This is a genomic window from Variovorax sp. RCC_210 (genome assembly GCF_041355175.1).
In the GTDB taxonomy this organism is placed as follows: Bacteria; Pseudomonadota; Gammaproteobacteria; order Burkholderiales; family Burkholderiaceae_C; genus Variovorax.
The window spans coordinates 1,454,223-1,467,737 of sequence record NZ_JBFUPJ010000001.1 but is presented as its reverse complement, the minus strand read 5'-3'; the positions used below and the strand labels follow the sequence as shown (position 1 = coordinate 1,467,737).

Sequence of the window (13,515 nt, the reverse complement as noted above, 5' to 3'; positions counted from 1 at the left end):
TTGAAAGGCAGTCGCATGTCGCAGAACTGGAAATTCGAAACCCTCTCGGTGCACGCCGGCTATTCGCCCGAGCCCACCACGCGCGCGGTGGCGCCCCCCATCTACCAGACGGTGGCCTACGCCTTCGACAGCGCGCAGCACGGCGCGGACCTGTTCGACCTGAAGGTGCCGGGCAACATCTACACCCGCATCAACAACCCGACGCAGGACGTGCTCGAGCAGCGCGTGGCCGCGCTCGAAGGCGGCATCGCCGCGCTGGCGCTGGCCTCGGGCCAGGCGGCGGTGACCTACGCGATCCAGACCATCGCCGAGGCCGGCGACAACATCATCAGCAGCACCGCGCTCTACGGCGGCACCTACAACCTGTTCGCGCACACGCTGCCGCAGTTCGGCATCACCGCGCGCTTTGCCGACCACCGCGACCCGAACAGCTTCGAGAAGCTGTTCGACGACAAGACCAAGGCGGTGTTCGTGGAGTCGCTGGGCAACCCCGCGGGCAACGTGACCGACATTGCGGCCATCGCCGAGATCGCGCACCGCCACGGCGTGCCGCTCATCGTCGACAACACCGTGCCCTCGCCGTACCTGAGCCGGCCCATCGAGCACGGCGCCGACATCGTGGTGCACTCGCTCACCAAGTACCTGGGCGGCCACGGCACCAGCATCGGCGGGGCGATCGTCGATTCGGGCAAGTTCCCGTGGGCCGAGCACAAGCAGCGCTTCAAGCGGCTGAACGAGCCCGACCCGAGCTACCACGGCGTGGTCTACACCGAGGCGCTGGGCCCGGCGGCCTACATCGGCCGTGCGCGCGTGGTGCCGCTGCGCAACACGGGCGCGGCCATCTCGCCCTTCAATGCCTTCCTGATCCTGCAGGGCATCGAGACGCTCGCGCTGCGCATGGACCGCATCAGCAGCAACGCGCTGGCGGTGGCGCAGCACCTGAAGCGCAACAAGTCGGTGAACTGGGTCAACTACGCCGCGCTCGAAGACCACGCCGACCACGCGCTGGCGAAGAAATATTTCGGCGGGCGCTCCAGCGGCGTGCTCACCTTCGGCATTGGTGCCGGCCGCGAGGGCGGCGCGAAGTTTCTCGATGCGCTGAAGCTCTTCACGCGTCTGGTGAACATCGGCGACGTGCGCTCGCTGGCCACGCACCCCGCATCGACCACGCACCGCCAGCTGTCGCCCGAAGAACTGGCCAAGGCCGGCGTGACCGAAGACACGGTGCGCCTGTCGGTGGGCATCGAGCACATCGACGACCTCATTGCCGACCTCGACCAGGCGCTGGCCGCGGCATCGAACTGAAAACCGCCTTCCTGAAACCATGACCACACTGCAAGCCATTCCCGACGCCGCGCTGGACCAGCTGTTCCGCAAGGCACGCACCGTGCACGCCTTCAAGCCCGTGCCCGTGAGCGACGAACTCATCCGCCAGCTGTACGACCTGCTCAAGTGGGGCCCGACCGCGTTCAATGCCCAGCCGGCACGCTACGTGTTCGTGCGCAGCGAAGAAGCCAAGGCCCGGCTGAAGCCGGCCGTCTCGGGCGGCAACGCCGCGCAGACGCTGGCCGCCGGCGTGACGGTGATCGTGGCGCACGACACCCGCTTCTACGAGCACCTGCCGGCGCAGTTTCCGGCCTACGACGCCAAGCCGATCTTCGAGAACAGCGCCGAGGCGGCGCAGGCCACGGCATTCCGCAACAGCAGCCTGCAGGGCGCCTACCTGATCCTGGCGGCGCGCTCGCTGGGGCTGGACGCGGGCCCGCAGTCGGGCTTCAACGCCGAGCTGGTCGACAAGACCTTCTTCCCGGACGGCCGCTACAAGGCGAACTTCCTGGTCAACCTGGGTGTGGCCGACCACGCCGGCACCTTCGAGCGCGGCCCCCGGCTGGCGTTCGACGAAGTGGCCGAGATCGTCTGACGGCGGCGCCCTTCATTTCATTGCCTCGTGCTTTTCCTCAACGAATTTCCTCAACCTGAAAGAGAACCCATCATGTCCATCCAAGCCATCAACGTGCGCAACCAGTTCAAGGGCAAGGTCCGCGAAATCATCCGCGGCGACGTCGTCTCCGAAGTCGATGTCGAGACCGCCTGGGGCATCGTCACCTCGGTGATCACCACGCGCTCGGTCGACGAGCTGCAACTGAAGGTGGGCTCCGACGTGGTCGCGCTGGTGAAGTCGACCGAAGTGTCGATCGCCAAGCTCTGAGCGTCCCTCGGGGCCCTCGGCAACCCGGCGCCTCGCGGCGGCCGGGTTTTTTTGTGTCTGGTGCGGGAAAAGCAGGGAAAGGCAGGAAAAGACAGGGAAGGGCGCTATATACGGATTGGTTCTAAAGAATCGCCTTTTCAGTCGTTTGATCTTCACGCCTGTACTCCTACAGTGGTGGCGATCGCCATCAATCAAGATGGCATGCACCCACGCACACCAGGAGCCAAAGCCCATGTCAGTGGAAGTTGAAGACGTCGTCTCCCTGCCGCCCGCCCTCGAAGAGGCCCGCCGCCACGCCAGCGAAGCAGGGTTGCCCTACGCCGGCGGCGTGACGCCCCCGGTCGCCTGGGAGCTGGTGAAGAGCGGGGCGGCCGTGCTGGTCGACGTGCGCTCGGGCGAGGAGCGCAAGTTTGTCGGCCACGTGCCAGAGGGCGTGCACGTGGCCTGGGCCACGGGCACCGCGCTCACCCGCAACCCGCGCTTCGTGCGCGAGCTGGAAGCCAGGCTGGCGAAAGACGGCGGCAAGGAGGCCGTGGCGCTGCTGCTGTGCCGCAGCGGCAAGCGCTCGGCCCTGGCGGCCGAGGCCGCCGCCAAGGCTGGCTTCACGCAGGTGTTCAACGTGCTCGAAGGCTTCGAAGGCGAGATCGACGAGCGCCAGCACCGCGGCGGCTCCGACGGCTGGCGCTTCCACGGCCTGCCCTGGGTGCAGGACTGACCCGCTAAAAAAACCACCGACCCTCCACGGAAAGCACCTACATGGCCCATTTCGAAGTGAGCGACATCGTTCGTGCGCTGCACGGCGTGCGAGACGAATGGCGCGATTCGCAGCGCCGTTCGCGCGAACCCGGCGCGCGCGAGTTTCCGTCGCGCGAGGCGCTCTCGCAGACCGTGGAGTCGCTGAAAGGCGCGCTCTTTCCCATGCGGCTCGGCCCGCCGGACCTGCGCCACGAGAGCGAAGACTTCTACGTCGGCCACACGCTCGACTCGGCCCTGCAGGCGCTGCTGGTGCAGGCCCGGCTGGAGCTGAACTTCAACGCGCGCCACGAGCCGCGCCCGGCCCACGAAATCGACGACATCGCCACCGACGCCATTCGCAAGTTCGCGAATGCGCTGCCCGGCCTGCGCCGCCTGCTCGACAGCGACGTGCTCGCCGCCTACCAGGGCGACCCCGCCGCACGCAGCGTGGACGAGGTGCTGCTGTGCTACCCCGGCGTGCTCGCGATGATCCACCACCGCCTGGCGCACGAGCTCTACAAGCTCGGCCTGCCGCTGCTGGCGCGCATCGTGGCCGAGCTGGCGCACGGGCAGACGGGCATCGACATCCACCCCGGCGCGAAGATCGACGCGGGCTTCTTCATCGACCACGGCACGGGCGTCGTCATCGGCGAAACGGCCGTCATCGGCAAGCGCGTGCGGCTGTACCAAGCCGTCACGCTCGGCGCCAAGCGCTTTCCCACCGACACCGAAGGCAACCTGCAGAAGGGCCTGCCGCGGCATCCGGTGGTGGAGGACGACGTGGTCATCTACGCGGGCGCGACCATCCTCGGGCGCGTCACGTTGGGCAAGGGCGCGGTCATCGGCGGCAACGTGTGGATCACCGACGACGTGCCCCCGGGCGCCAGCGTCACGCAGGCCAGCCTGCAGAACGCACCGAAGGCGGGTGGCGGCGCATGAAGGCGTTCGTCGAAGACTTCGGTGTCACGGTGCGCCAGCTGCGCGAAGGCAAGGGCTGGTCGCAGGAAGAGCTGGCGGAGCGCTCCGACCTGAACCGCTCCTACGTGGGCGAGATCGAGCGCGGGCGGGTCATTCCGTCGATCGTCACCGCGCAGAAGCTGGCCACGGCGCTGGGCATCAACATGGTGGGCCTGCTCATGCGCTGCGAGCAGCTGGAGCAGTCGCGCCTTGCGCGGCGGATCAACTTGGCGGCTATAGCCTGTTGAGGGAAAACCCGTGGCCGCCGGACACTGGCGGCCACTTTCTTCCCTACAGGAGCCTTGATCCATGAGCGCAACAGTCGGTGGTACCACCGCCCTTGGCGACAACGCCGCACGCCAGCTAGCCAATGCCACCAAGACCGTTCCCCAGCTCGAGACGATCAGCCCGCGCTGGCTGACGCACCTGCTGCAGTGGGTGCCGGTGGAAGCGGGCATTTACCGCGTCAACAAGGTCAAGAACCCCGAGTCGATCAAGGTCACCTGCACCTCGCGCGAAGAAGAAAACCAGCTGCCGCGCACCTTCGTCGACTACGAAGAAAACCCGCGCGAACACTTCCTGAACGCCGTGAGCACCGTGCTCGACGTGCACACCCGCATCTCCGACCTCTACAGCAGCCCGCACGACCAGATCAAGGAACAGCTGCGCCTGACGATCGAGACGATCAAGGAGAACCAGGAGAGCGAGCTCATCAACAACCCCGACTACGGCCTGCTGGCGCAAGTGACGGAAGAGCAGCGCATCTTCCCGCTCACCGGTGCGCCCACGCCCGACGACCTTGACGAGCTGCTGACCAAGGTGTGGAAGGAGCCCGCCTTCTTCCTGACCCACCCGCTGGCCATTGCCGCCTTCGGCCGCGAAGCCACGCGCCGCGGCACGCCGCCGCCCACCGTGAGCCTGTTCGGCTCGCAGTTCATCACCTGGCGCGGCATTCCGCTGATCCCGTCGAACAAGGTGCCGGTGGCCGACGGCAAGAGCAAGATCCTGCTGCTGCGCGTGGGCGACAAGCGCCAGGGCGTGGTGGGGCTGTTCCAGCCCGGCCTGTCGGGCGAGCAGGGCCCGGGGCTGTCGGTGCGCTTCATGGGCATCAACAACCATGCGATCGCGTCGTACCTGATCTCGCTGTACTGCTCGCTGGCGGTGTTGACCACCGACGCGCTGGCCGTGCTCGACGACGTCGAGATCGGCAAGTACCACGACTACGCCGACACCTACAAGTAAGCCGCGGTGAGCAGCACACCATCGATTCCAGGCGAGGCGCCGTTCGATCCGGCCACGCTCGCGCGCATGGCGAATGCCATGTTCGCCGCACTGCCGGGTACGGCACCTGGCGCGTTGACGGGTACCCCGCCGACCTCGCTTCCCGGCGTCGCCAGCGGGCTGGTGCCGGGCGCGCAGTTCCCCGCCAACGTGGCCCCGCCGGGCTCGCCGCTCGTGAGCCCCGCCGGCTTCGGGCCGAGCGTGCCGGGCACGCCGATTCCGCAGGGGCAGATTCCGGGCGCCAACGTGCTGCCCGCGTCGCCCACGCAACTGCCTTCGCTCGCCAACCGCGCGCCGGCCTTGCTGCCGCACGCGGTGGCGGGCAACGGCGTGCCGGACACGGTGCTGTCGGTGGCGCCGGCCTTCGAGCCGCGCCTGGGCAGCTCGGTGCTGGGCGTGCCGCAGCAGGGGAATGCACCTGTCGCGCCTTCCGGGCCTTCCGGGCCTTCCGCATCGCAAGCGGGCATTTCGCCGTTCTACTTCCTGAACAACAGCTACGGGCATCCCTCGGCGGGCGCGACCGACGCAGTGACGATTCACGATCCGTTCGCGGGTCTTGAATTGCCCCCGGCCCGGCCGGCATCGCTCGTGGCGCCACAGTCTCAGCATTCGCAACCCTCTGCCCCTGCCGGCCGCGACGCGCAGTTCTACTTCGTCGACGCGGTGCGCCTGCCCAACGGCTTCGTCACCCCGGCCAAGGCAGACCCGCGCGGCCCCGACGCCGTGCCGCAGGCCGGCAGCGGCCAGCACCCGCCGTTCGACGTCAACGCCGTGCGGCGCGACTTCCCGATCCTGCAGGAGCGGGTGAACGGCAAGCAGCTCGTGTGGTTCGACAACGCGGCCACCACGCACAAGCCGCAATCGGTCATCGACCGCATCGCGTACTTCTACGCGCACGAGAACTCGAACATCCACCGCGCGGCGCACGAGCTGGCCGCGCGCGCCACCGACGCCTACGAAGGCGCGCGGGAGCGGGTGCGCAAGTTCATCAACGCGCCCGAGGTCGAAGAGGTGATCTTCGTGCGCGGCACCACCGAGGCCATCAACCTCGTGGCCAAGAGCTGGGGCGGCCAGCACGTGGGCGAGGGCGACGAGATCGTCGTGTCCAACCTGGAGCACCACGCCAACATCGTGCCGTGGCAGCAGCTGGCTGCCGCCAAGGGCGCGAAGCTGCGCGTGATTCCGGTGGACGACTCGGGCCAGGTGCTGCTCGACGAGTACCGCAAGCTGCTGAACGACCGCACGAAGATCGTCGCCGTCACGCAAGTGTCGAACGCGCTGGGCACCGTGGTGCCGGTGAAGGAAATCGTCGCGCTGGCGCACCGCGCGGGTGCCAAGGCGCTGGTCGACGGGGCGCAGTCGGTCTCGCACATGCGGGTGGACGTGCAGGACATCGGCGCCGATTTCTTCGTGTTCTCCGGCCACAAGGTGTTCGGCCCGACCGGCATCGGCGTGGTCTGGGGCAAGCGCGAGGTGCTCGAAGACATGCCCCCGTGGCAGGGCGGCGGCAACATGATTGCCGACGTGACCTTCGAGAAGACCGTGTTCCAGCCCATTCCGAACAAGTTCGAGGCGGGCACCGGCAACATCGCCGACGCGGTGGGCCTGGGCGCCGCCATCGACTACGTGAACAAGGTCGGCATCGAGAACATCGCGCGCTACGAGCACGACCTGCTGGTGTACGGCATGCGGCAGCTCGGCGCCATTCCCGGCGTGCGGCTGATCGGCACTGCGGCCGACAAGGCCAGCGTGATGTCCTTCGTGCTCGACGGCTACACCACCGAAGAGGTGGGCCATGCGCTGAACGACGAAGGCATCGCAGTGCGCACGGGGCACCACTGCGCGCAACCCATCCTGCGGCGCTTCGGCGTGGAGACCACCGTGCGGCCGTCGCTGGCGTTCTACAACACCTTCGACGAGATCGACCGGCTGGTGACGGTGGTGCGTCGGCTGGCGGGCCAGCGGCGCGCGGGCTGAAGCCTGATCAGAGGCTAATCAAAGGCCGATCGAAGGCCAAGTCAGGGCCTGCCGGACTGCCCGAGGTGCCGCCTGAAGAAGGCGGCCATCTCGGCATTCAACGTGTCGTGGAAGGCCACGCGGTCGAAGCCCGGTGCGTCGTTGCAGATCTCGGGCAGGTCCTTCGCCATCGCCGCGGAGCAGGGCGCGAGAAAGGCGAAGTGCGCGGAGCCGGGCTGCACCCGGAAGTCGGTCGCCGGCGAAAGGCCGCGCCGCTCCGCCTCCACATCGGCAGGCCGCACGCCATCGCCGCCTTGCTGCGAAGCCCAGAGCAGGATCGGGATCTTCACGTTCTTCAATTCCTCGGCGTTGAAAAAGCTCAGCGGGTCGGCGATGACAGCCGCCTTGATTCGCGCGTCGTGCACGGGTGGCCGCGGCGGCAGTTCGTTGCGGCGCACCTGCGCGCACATGCGGATGTCGGGCTGTGCCTCGCACCATGGCATGCGGATGCGGAAATCGGGGGTGGCGCCCGCCAGCGCCAGGCCCGTGTAGCCCCCGCGCGAAAAGCCGAAGAAGCCGATGCGGTCGGCGTCGATGCGCTCGGGCCAGCGCTTGAGCGCGAAGTCGATGAGCCGCTTCATGTCCATCGGCCGCGAGACGAAGACCGAAAGGTCTTCATGCGCGGACAGGTCCTGGAAGTTGTCGCCCGCATGGCTGATGGCGGCGACGACGAAGCCCGCGTCGGCCAGCGCGGCGGCCGTGTCGCGGTGGCCGATGAAGGCGCCGCCCGCACCGTGCGAGATCACGACCAGGGGCCGCGGCCCGCCGCTCATGGGGCAATCCTTGGCGACCTGGAGCGTGATGGCCGGACCCAGCGCGACGGGGGTGGCCGGGGCATCGCAGGGGTACCACACGGCGCCACGCAATGCGGGGCCCGCCGCGTCGGCCGGCACTTCGATGAAGCTGAAACCCGCGGCCTGCGCCGGCGCAGTGGAGAGGGATAAGACCGCGCAGACCGTTGCGCAGAAGGCGATGAAGCGAAGAGGCATGGGAGTGCGTGCCATGGTGTGCAAGTCGATGAGGTCGGTTGATCAATGCGCCGCGCGGATCGGAATCAGCAGGTCGGTCCGCAGTTCGGGCTGCGAAACCTGGCGCGGCGACTTCAGGCAGTGCGCCAGCGTGGGCCTGTGGTCGGGCATGGCGCCGAGTTTGCCGCCAACCGGTCTGCGCGGCTTGGCCGGGATTGCGGTTTTGCCTTGTCGTCCCCAGGCGAGCTATGCTTGGCAGTTGTTAATAACGATGCTTGCCACCGCATGTCCTTGCCCCAAGCTTCTTCCGCTTCCGCCCCCCCGCCGACCACCGAATCCTGCGACGTGATGGTCGTGGGCGGCGGCCCCGCCGGCTCCACCATTGCCGCGTTGCTGGCCGAGCAGGGCCGCAAGGTGGTGCTGCTCGAAAAGGCGCACCACCCGCGGTTTCACATCGGCGAATCGCTGCTGCCGGGCAATGTCGAGCTGTTCGAGAAACTCGGCGTGCGCGACCAGGTCGAGAAGATCGGCATGCCCAAGTTCGGCATCGAGTTCGTCTCGCCCGAGCACGAGCACCGCAGCTACGTGGAGTTTGCCGAGGGCCTGGACAAGACGCTCGACTCCGCCTGGCAGGTGCGCCGCTCCGACCTCGACGAGATCCTGTTCCGCAACGCGGCCACCCGCGGTGCGCAGGCCATCGAGGGCTGCAAGGTGCGCGACGTGGCCTTCGACGCCGATGGCGCCACGGTGCAGGCCGAGATGGACGACGGCGCCAAACGCAGCTGGCGCGCCCGCTTCGTGGTCGATGCCACCGGCCGCGACACCTTGCTGGCCAACAAATTCCGCTGCAAACAGAAAAACGCCGACCACAACAGTACCGCGCTCTTCGGCCACTTCACGAACGCCGAGCGGCTCGAGGGCAAGAAGGAAGGCAACATCAGCATCTGCTGGTTTCCGCACGGCTGGTTCTGGTTCATTCCGCTGGCCGACGGCACCACCAGCATCGGCGCGGTCTGCTGGCCGTACTACCTGAAGACGCGCGACAAGCCGCTGAAAGAGTTCTTCTACGACACCATCGCGCTGTGCCCGGTGCTGGTGGAGCGCCTGAAGAACGCCACGCTGGTCGACGACGCGGTGCACGCCACCGGCAACTTCTCGTACTCCAGCACGCACGCCACGGGCGATCGCTACCTGATGCTGGGCGACGCCTTCACCTTCATCGACCCGATGTTTTCCTCGGGCGTGTACCTGGCCATGACCAGCGCCTTCGACGGCGCCAAGCTGGTGGCCACCGCGCTCGACCAGCCGGCCGAGCTGGCGCTGGCGCGCAAGGGCTTCGAGGCCATGACGCGCAAGGGCCCGCGCGAGTACTCGTGGTTCATCTACCGCGCGACCAACCCGACCATCCGCGACATGTTCATGTACCCGGGCAACCCGTTCCGCGTGAAGGAAGGGCTGATGTCGCTGCTGGCCGGCGACATCTACAGCGGCAAGCCGATGTGGCGCGCGCTGGGGATGTTCAAGTTCTTGTACTACGTGATCTCGCTCACGCACATGCGCCGCAGCTGGCGCGGGTGGAAGCGGCACCGGTTCAACGTGCGGGACATGGGCATGTTGAAGGGGGAGACGGTGCTGAAGTCGGAGTAGTGCTGCAGCGACGGTGCCGTCACCGGCTCAGCCAGCAGCGGTTTCGTCGGTGAACTGCGCGTTCGTCCGCGCAATGGCACGAAAGGGCGCCGTGACGCGGGTGTCCGCCGCCACGGCTTGCCAGAACACGTGGGCCAGCCGGCGCGCGTGGGGCCATTCCTCCAGCGTGTCGACGGTGGCCGCCACGGCGCTGGTGGCCAGTTCACGCGCGGGCAATTCGCCGTTGACGGGGGCATACAGCGTCGGCAGCACGTCGTAGGCGGGAGACAGCCGCCAGTTGCCGTCGTCGATCAGCAGCGAAATGTTTCCGTAGTGCCGGTCGGTGTTGCCGATGAGTCGGCCGAAGGCCTCCAGAAAGCGCAGGCGCTGTGCGTCGTCCGCGCGCATCAGTCCGCGCGAAGCCATGCGGTTGGCGGTGGCGGCCCAGTTGTCGATCTTGCCGATGTGCTGCGCGTCGTATGCCATCAGCGACACCATGCCGATGCGGCCTCTGGCGGTGCGGTCGAAGCGCTCGACCTCCAGGAACACGCGGCCCGCTTCGATGAAGACGCGCGTGGTGGCCGCGGCCACGCCGGCCTCCTGCAGCGTGCGCAGGGCCAAGTGTTCGCACACGAGCAGGTCGCGCGAGCGCTTGTCCGCGGGTGAGTTGCCCGCCGGCGAGAACTTGACGATCACTTGCCGCCCGTCGCGCACGGTGCAGAACTTGGGCTGTTCGCCGCCGGCCGACGAGCCCGGCAAGGTGCCCTGCATGGCGCTGTCCGCCATGGCGGGGTAGTCTGCAGTGGTCGCCTGCGGCAAGGGCTTGGAGGCGATGGACTGGAAGCGGCGAAACGACTCGGCCCCGACCACCAGGTTGCCCGGCAGGTCTTCCCCGCAAAGGACCAGCGCCTGCAGCACGTCGTCGTCGGTCCAGTGCTCGGGGTTGGCGGGCAGGCCGAGTTCGGGGTGACCGTGTGCGAAGGCGCGGCCGATGAAACCCTGGGGACGCATGTCGGACAGGAACCAGGGCAGCCCGTCGTGCAGTGCGCTCGGGCCTTCCTGCTCGTCCATCCAGCAACGGCCGCCCTGCAGCGGCACGATGCGGCCGAAGGGCCCGGCAATGCCGCTCTGGTCGATCTTGATGACGCTGACTTCGGTGCCGACCCGCTCGACGTGCCGGGGGGCGACGTACATCTGCGAGCGCGCGGCGCCCACCCTCAGGATGCCGGCGCTGCGCAGCAGCGGTGCCAGCGCGCGCGACACCGTCGGCTGGCTGACGCCCAGCCGCGCCTGGATGTCAGCGCTGCTGGCGGCGCCCTGCGATTCGATGAAGGCCAGCGCGGCTTGCGCCAGCACGGCGGAGGAGGTCGCCATTGAATACCAAAGTGAATAGATAAATAATTCTATTCTTCATTGGAGAATTCACGAAATTGAATGGATTTGTGAATAGATACTCGGCGTGACTCTGGCGGCCTGCGGGCTTCGCTCCGGGCCCTGGCTCAACCCGCGGTGCGAGCCCGCTGCGCCTCGTAGGCTTTCAGATGCACATACGCCGTGCGCAGCACCGAAGGCGCCGCACCCTGCGCCGCGCCCGCGCGCCCGAGCAGGTCGCCCACGATGTGGTCGGCTTCCACCGCCGCGCCGCGCACGATGTCCTTGTACATCGAGGCCGTCATCGGCGAGCCCGCCGTCGTCATGATGGCGCGGCCGCGCTGCACGGCCGGCGCACGCGGCGCAAAGCCGTTGTGCGTGGCGATGGCGCAGCACTCGTCGAAGATCGACAGCGCCACGTCCTGCCCGCCGGCGGCCACGATGTCGCCGATGGTCGCGCGCATCAGGCTCGTGAGGCCCGCCGCCGAGGCGATGAAGACCCACTTCTCCCACATGTCCTGCATGACGTTGTCGCTGGCCGTGGCGTCGAACTTCGCGCCCGCGAACTGGGCCGCGATGGCCTCCACGCGGGGCGAGCGGCCACCGGCGCGTTCGCCGTAGCTCAGGCCGTGCATGTCGTTCAGGTGAAGCACGCGGCCCTCGTCGTCGAGCGTGGCCGAAATCATGCACAGGCCGCCCAGCACGCGCCCCGCGCCGAAGCGCTCGGCCAGGCGGTCGATGTGCTTCATGCCGTTCAGCAGCGGGAGGATCACGGTGTTCGGCCCGACGGCGGGCGCGAACGAGTCCATGGTCGAGTCGAGGTCGTAGGCCTTGCTGCCGACCACGACCACGTCGTAGGGGCCGTCGATGCTGTCGGCCAGCACGTGCTTCGGCGCGGGGAGTTCGAGGTCGCCGAAGGGGCTGCGCACCACCAGGCCGGTCTTCGCGAGCTGCGCCGCGCGGCGCGGCCGCAGCAGGAAGGTGACGTCGCGCCCCGCCTCCAGCAGACGGCCACCAAAATAACCACCGAGTGCGCCGGCACCCACCACCAGGAATTTCATCGCGCTTGCCTCATGCATCAGGAAAAAAGACGGAGCGCGATGATGCCCCTGTTCGCCCGGCGGCGCTTCAGGCGGGCGATTTCTCCAGCAGCCGGCCGCGGGCAAAGGGCGACAGGTCGAGCGTGCCCTGCCGGCCCAGCACACGGTCGGCAATGGCGTCGCCCAGTCCGGCCGAGTGCTTGAAGCCGTGGCCCGAGCAGGCCGAGGCGACGAGCACGTTGGGCAGGCCGTCGAGCGCGTCGATGACGAAGCGGCGGTCGGGCGTCACGGTGTACATGCAGGCGCGTGCCTTCAATGCCCGCCCGCCGATCTGCGGAAAGCGCCCGGCCACGCGGTCGCGGTACATGGCGGCGCTTTCCTCGGGGCTGACGGTGCGGTCGATGGTGTCGGGCGTGGTCGTGGCCACGTACTGCTCGGTCGCGACCTTGAGCGCGGGCTGCGCCGGGTCGGACGACGGAAAGCCGTACATGTAGTCTTCCTGCCCGTCGCCGAACATCCAGATGAAGATGGGAAAGCGCCCGGGCGCGAAGTCGGCGGCGGCGCTGCCGGTGTCGAACCAGTGCATCACCTGGCGGTGCACCGAGAAGTCGGCCTGCCAGTCCGCACGCGCCTGCTGGCCGAGGAACCCGGGCAGCCACGCGCCGGCCGCGACCACCACGCGGTCGGCGGTGAAGCTGGCGGTGTCGGTGCGCACGCGCACGCTGTCGCCACTACCGCCACTGCCTGTCGGCTCCACCGCCCGCACCCGTTCGCCGGTGCGCGTCTGCGCGCCCGACGCGCGGGCCACGGCCAGCTGCGCGCCGATGGCGTCCTCGGGCCGCACGAAGCCGGCCTCGTGCTCGAAATAGCCGATTTCGTCGCCCTGCAGGTGGAACTGCGGAAACCGCTGGCGAATGGCGGCGGCGTCGAGCACCTCGTGCGCAATGCCGAAGCGCTGCGCGCAGGCGATGGTGCGGCGCACGAAGTCGGGCTTGCCGTGGTGCTCGGCCACGCGGCCCTCGGGCGCGAGGATGAGCCCGCCGGTGGTGGTCATCAGCGGCTTGCCGGTGCGCGCCTCCAGCTCGCGCCAGATGGCGTGCGAGCGCTGCACGAAGGGCACGTACTCGTCGCCTTCGCCCACGGCCAGGCGGGTGATGCGCGAGTCGCCGTGCGAGGAGCCCTGGTCGTGCGGCGGCGCGAACTGGTCGATGCCCAGCACGCGCGCGCCGCGTTGCGAAAGCTGGTAGAGCGTGGCGGCGCCGAGGGCGCCGAGGCCGACGACGATGACGTCGTAGTGAGTGGACAGGGTCAC

13 protein-coding genes are annotated in these 13,515 nt (G+C 68.4%); 9 read left to right on the top strand and 4 right to left on the bottom strand.

The features are described from left to right. Positions 1-15 precede the first annotated feature (15 nt). The 8 genes from AB6807_RS06915 to AB6807_RS06880 all read left to right on the top strand — a co-directional run bounded on the left by AB6807_RS06915 (position 16) and on the right by AB6807_RS06880 (position 7,159). A complete protein-coding gene (locus AB6807_RS06915; RefSeq protein ID WP_371083988.1) occupies positions 16-1,305 on the top strand; it encodes an O-acetylhomoserine aminocarboxypropyltransferase/cysteine synthase family protein in 1,290 nt (429 codons plus the stop codon). Between the two features lie 19 nt (positions 1,306-1,324). Continuing rightward, positions 1,325-1,921 carry a malonic semialdehyde reductase gene (locus AB6807_RS06910; RefSeq protein ID WP_116907514.1) on the top strand — a complete coding sequence of 199 codons (597 nt, stop codon included), beginning with the start codon at positions 1,325-1,327 and terminating at the stop codon, positions 1,919-1,921. Between the two features lie 72 nt (positions 1,922-1,993). Further along, positions 1,994-2,209 carry a molybdopterin-binding protein gene (locus tag AB6807_RS06905; RefSeq protein ID WP_007829250.1) on the top strand — a complete coding sequence of 72 codons (216 nt, stop codon included), beginning with the start codon at positions 1,994-1,996 and terminating at the stop codon, positions 2,207-2,209. Positions 2,210-2,441: 232 nt separating this feature from the next. Next, complete coding sequence (locus AB6807_RS06900) at positions 2,442-2,924, top strand: rhodanese-like domain-containing protein (protein ID WP_371083987.1); 483 nt, start codon at positions 2,442-2,444, stop codon at positions 2,922-2,924. Positions 2,925-2,965: 41 nt separating this feature from the next. Continuing rightward, on the top strand, positions 2,966-3,883 hold the full coding sequence (gene epsC / locus AB6807_RS06895; RefSeq protein ID WP_116907516.1) for a serine O-acetyltransferase EpsC: 918 nt from the start codon (positions 2,966-2,968) through the stop codon (positions 3,881-3,883). Continuing rightward, on the top strand, positions 3,880-4,149 hold the full coding sequence (locus AB6807_RS06890) for a helix-turn-helix transcriptional regulator (RefSeq protein WP_093240461.1): 270 nt from the start codon (positions 3,880-3,882) through the stop codon (positions 4,147-4,149). The genes epsC and AB6807_RS06890 overlap by 4 nt, the downstream gene beginning before the upstream one ends. 61 nt (positions 4,150-4,210) lie before the next feature. After that, positions 4,211-5,143 (top strand): family 2A encapsulin nanocompartment shell protein, encoded by a 933-nt coding sequence (locus AB6807_RS06885; protein WP_116907517.1) that lies wholly within the window; start codon positions 4,211-4,213, stop codon positions 5,141-5,143. Between the two features lie 66 nt (positions 5,144-5,209). Next, positions 5,210-7,159: a family 2A encapsulin nanocompartment cargo protein cysteine desulfurase gene (locus tag AB6807_RS06880; RefSeq protein WP_371084162.1), complete on the top strand. Its 1,950-nt coding sequence runs from the start codon at positions 5,210-5,212 to the stop codon at positions 7,157-7,159. A 41-nt stretch (positions 7,160-7,200) separates the two neighbouring features. Here the strand turns inward: AB6807_RS06880 and AB6807_RS06875 are convergent, their stop codons facing one another. After that, the gene (locus tag AB6807_RS06875) at positions 7,201-8,202 is read right to left on the bottom strand and encodes an alpha/beta hydrolase family protein (protein ID WP_371083986.1); all 1,002 of its coding nucleotides are present in this window, start codon (positions 8,200-8,202) and stop codon (positions 7,201-7,203) included. Between the two features lie 249 nt (positions 8,203-8,451). Between AB6807_RS06875 and AB6807_RS06870 the strand changes: the two genes are divergently transcribed. Next, the gene (locus AB6807_RS06870; protein WP_371083985.1) at positions 8,452-9,813 is read left to right on the top strand and encodes an NAD(P)/FAD-dependent oxidoreductase; all 1,362 of its coding nucleotides are present in this window, start codon (positions 8,452-8,454) and stop codon (positions 9,811-9,813) included. Between the two features lie 27 nt (positions 9,814-9,840). Here the strand turns inward: AB6807_RS06870 and yjjJ are convergent, their stop codons facing one another. The 3 genes from yjjJ to solA form a co-directional block, all read right to left on the bottom strand. Continuing rightward, positions 9,841-11,166 (bottom strand): type II toxin-antitoxin system HipA family toxin YjjJ, encoded by a 1,326-nt coding sequence (gene yjjJ, locus AB6807_RS06865; protein WP_371083984.1) that lies wholly within the window; start codon positions 11,164-11,166, stop codon positions 9,841-9,843. Between the two features lie 125 nt (positions 11,167-11,291). After that, entirely contained in the window at positions 11,292-12,224 is a 933-nt protein-coding gene (gene panE / locus AB6807_RS06860; protein WP_371083983.1) for a 2-dehydropantoate 2-reductase, read from the bottom strand. Between the two features lie 67 nt (positions 12,225-12,291). Further along, positions 12,292-13,515 carry an N-methyl-L-tryptophan oxidase gene (solA, locus tag AB6807_RS06855; RefSeq protein WP_371083982.1) on the bottom strand — a complete coding sequence of 408 codons (1,224 nt, stop codon included), beginning with the start codon at positions 13,513-13,515 and terminating at the stop codon, positions 12,292-12,294.

Bases quoted from the DNA above. Each gene is read 5' to 3' on its own strand.
- AB6807_RS06875 (WP_371083986.1), bottom strand. From the start codon at position 8,202: ATGGCACGCACTCCCATGCCTCTTCGCTTCATCGCCTTCTGCGCAACG.
- panE (WP_371083983.1), bottom strand. From the start codon at position 12,224: ATGAAATTCCTGGTGGTGGGTGCCGGCGCACTCGGTGGTTATTTTGGT.
- AB6807_RS06885 (WP_116907517.1), top strand. From the start codon at position 4,211: ATGAGCGCAACAGTCGGTGGTACCACCGCCCTTGGCGACAACGCCGCA.
- AB6807_RS06890 (WP_093240461.1), top strand. From the start codon at position 3,880: ATGAAGGCGTTCGTCGAAGACTTCGGTGTCACGGTGCGCCAGCTGCGC.
- AB6807_RS06910 (WP_116907514.1), top strand. From the start codon at position 1,325: ATGACCACACTGCAAGCCATTCCCGACGCCGCGCTGGACCAGCTGTTC.
- AB6807_RS06870 (WP_371083985.1), top strand. From the start codon at position 8,452: ATGTCCTTGCCCCAAGCTTCTTCCGCTTCCGCCCCCCCGCCGACCACC.
- AB6807_RS06905 (WP_007829250.1), top strand. From the start codon at position 1,994: ATGTCCATCCAAGCCATCAACGTGCGCAACCAGTTCAAGGGCAAGGTC.
- AB6807_RS06915 (WP_371083988.1), top strand. From the start codon at position 16: ATGTCGCAGAACTGGAAATTCGAAACCCTCTCGGTGCACGCCGGCTAT.
- AB6807_RS06880 (WP_371084162.1), top strand. From the start codon at position 5,210: ATGGCGAATGCCATGTTCGCCGCACTGCCGGGTACGGCACCTGGCGCG.
- AB6807_RS06900 (WP_371083987.1), top strand. From the start codon at position 2,442: ATGTCAGTGGAAGTTGAAGACGTCGTCTCCCTGCCGCCCGCCCTCGAA.
- epsC (WP_116907516.1), top strand. From the start codon at position 2,966: ATGGCCCATTTCGAAGTGAGCGACATCGTTCGTGCGCTGCACGGCGTG.
- yjjJ (WP_371083984.1), bottom strand. From the start codon at position 11,166: ATGGCGACCTCCTCCGCCGTGCTGGCGCAAGCCGCGCTGGCCTTCATC.